Source organism: Deferrisoma sp. (genome assembly GCF_054681715.1).
In genome coordinates, this window is sequence record NZ_BAAHFQ010000265.1 from 1 (window position 1) to 2,602 (window position 2,602).

Genomic DNA, 2,602 nt, shown 5'->3' on the forward strand with positions numbered 1-2,602 from the left:
CGCGCGGGAACTTTCGCAACCCTGGCAGAAGCCGTGTTTTTCGGCGGGAGGAAGAGGCTTGTTTACCATCGTGGAAAAGCAGACCCTGGCACCCACGGTGCACCGCATGGTGATCCAGGCCCCCGAGATCGCCCGGAAGCACCGGGCCGGCAACTTCGTGATCCTCAGGATCCACGAGAAGGGGGAGCGGATCCCCCTGACCGTGGCCGACAAGGATCCCGAGGCGGGCACGATCACCCTGGTGTTCCAGGCCGTGGGCAAGACCACGAGCGAACTGGGCACCCTGAAGGCCGGGGACGCCCTCCTCGACCTGGCCGGGCCCATGGGCAAGCCCACCCACATCGAGAGGTTCGACGGGGTCACCGTGTGCGTGGGCGGCGGCATCGGGGTGGCGCCGGTCCATCCCATCGCCTGCGCCCTCAAGGAGGCGGGGAACCGCGTCGTCTCCATCATCGGGGCCCGCACCAAGGAGCTCCTCATCATGGAGGACGAGATGCGGCGGGCGAGCGACGAGCTCCTCGTGGCCACCGACGACGGGTCCTACGGCCATCACGGGTTCGTGACCGACGTCCTAAAGCAGGTGATCGAGCGGGAGGGCAAGGAAAACGTCTCCCTCGTGGTGGCGATCGGCCCCGTGCCCATGATGCGGGCCTGCTGCCGGGTCACCGAGCCCTACGGGGTCCACACCGTAGTGAGCCTCAATCCCATCATGGTCGACGCCACGGGGATGTGCGGGGCCTGCCGGGTCACCGTGGGCGGCGAGACCAAGTTCGCCTGCGTGGACGGGCCCGAGTTCGACGGCCACCAGGTGGATTTCGACGAGCTGGCGAAGCGGCTTCGGATGTACGTGGAGGACGAACGCCGGGCCATGCAGATCTGGTCGGAGCAGCACGCCGGCCACCAGTGTCACGGCTGAGGTCCGGCGGTTCGGTAACCCATCCAGACAAACCGGGGGCGGAACGCCCCCTGACGGAGGTCATGGAGCCATGGCGAAGAAAGAGCGTCCCCCCCGCACCCCGATGCCCGAGCAAGACCCGAAGGTGCGGGCACGGAATTTCGACGAGGTCCCCCTGGGCTACACCCCCGAGATGGCCCAACTGGAGGCGTCGCGGTGCCTGAAGTGCAAGAAGCCCGCCTGCCGCAAGGGCTGCCCGGTGGAGGTGTTCATCCCGGATTTCATCGCCGAGATCGAGGCGGGCAATTTCCAGCGGGCCGTCGACATCCTGAAAGAGAAGAACAGCCTGCCGGCCGTGTGCGGCCGGGTGTGTCCCCAGGAAAACCAGTGCGAGGCCTACTGCATCCTGGGCAAGAAGGGTGACCCCGTGGCCATCGGCCGACTGGAGAGGTTTGCGGCCGACTGGGAGCGGGCCCAGGGCGCCGTCAAGATCCCGGAACTGCCGCCGAAAACCGGGAAGAAGGTGGCCGTGGTGGGCTCCGGCCCGGCCGGGCTCACGGTGGCCGGCGACCTCATCCGAAAGGGGCACGACGTCACGGTGTTCGAGGCGCTCCACAAGCCGGGCGGGGTGCTGGTGTATGGGATCCCGGAGTTCCGGCTCCCCAAGGCCATCGTCCAGGCCGAGGTGGACTATCTCCAGAAGATGGGGGTGAAGATCGTCACGAACTTCGTGGTGGGCAAGATGCGCACCGTCGAGGAGCTCATCAAGGAGGACGGGTTCGACGCCGTGTTCGTGGGCGCCGGCGCAGGGCTGCCCAAGTTCATGGGCATCCCCGGCGAGAACTTGAACGGCGTCTACTCGGCCAACGAGTACCTCACGCGGTCGAACCTGATGAAGGCCTACCTCTTTCCCGAGTACGACACCCCCATCGCCCGGGCGAAGCGGGTCGCGATCCTGGGCGGCGGCAACGTGGCCATGGACGCGGCGCGCACGGCGCTGCGGCTCGGGGCCGACCGGTCCATCATTGTGTACCGCCGGAGCCGCGACGAGATGCCGGCCCGGATCGAGGAGATCCACCACGCCGAGGAAGAGGGGGTGGAGTTCCAGCTCCTGACGAATCCGAAGAGGGTGATCGGCGACGAGAACGGCTGGGTTCGGGCCCTGGAGTGCGTGCGCATGGAGCTCGGGGAGCCCGACGAGTCGGGCCGCCGCCGGCCGGTGCCGATCCCGGACTCCGAGTTTGAGCTCGAGGTGGACGCCGTGGTGGTGGCCATCGGGAACGCTCCGAACCCCCTGATCCCCTCGACCACCCCGGCCATCCAGACCTCCCGGTGGGGCACCATCCAGGCCGACGAGGCCACCGGCGCCACCACCATGCCCGGGGTGTACGCGGGCGGCGACGTGGTGACCGGTGCGGCCACGGTGATCCTGGCCATGGGCGCCGGCCGGAAAGCGGCCGACGCGATCCACGAGTACCTGATGGGCTAGGCGGCTAGGCGGCTAGGAGGCTGGGAAGCCAACCCCAAACGCGTACCGGGCCGCTCCGCAGGGGCGGCCCGGTTTTGCTGTACGCCCGGCATGGGCACTGGCTTGGAGGTGAAAGTCCTCCCCCGAGTAGGTCACGACGAGGGAAGGGAAGCGCAAGGGCGTGAGGGCGACCGAGCGTCCGGAGGAAGCGTGGAACGAACCCACGGGCCGACGAACAG

Annotated in this window: 2 protein-coding genes; both read left to right on the forward strand. The window is 68.2% G+C overall.

From position 1 onward, the window contains the following. Positions 1-58 precede the first annotated feature (58 nt). Positions 59-916, forward strand: a complete 858-nt coding sequence (locus tag ACY0I8_RS17615; RefSeq protein ID WP_461395788.1) for a sulfide/dihydroorotate dehydrogenase-like FAD/NAD-binding protein — start codon at positions 59-61, stop codon at positions 914-916. Between the two features lie 70 nt (positions 917-986). Beyond that, positions 987-2,384: an NADPH-dependent glutamate synthase gene (gene gltA / locus ACY0I8_RS17620; protein WP_461395789.1), complete on the forward strand. Its 1,398-nt coding sequence runs from the start codon at positions 987-989 to the stop codon at positions 2,382-2,384. Positions 2,385-2,602 lie beyond the last annotated feature (218 nt).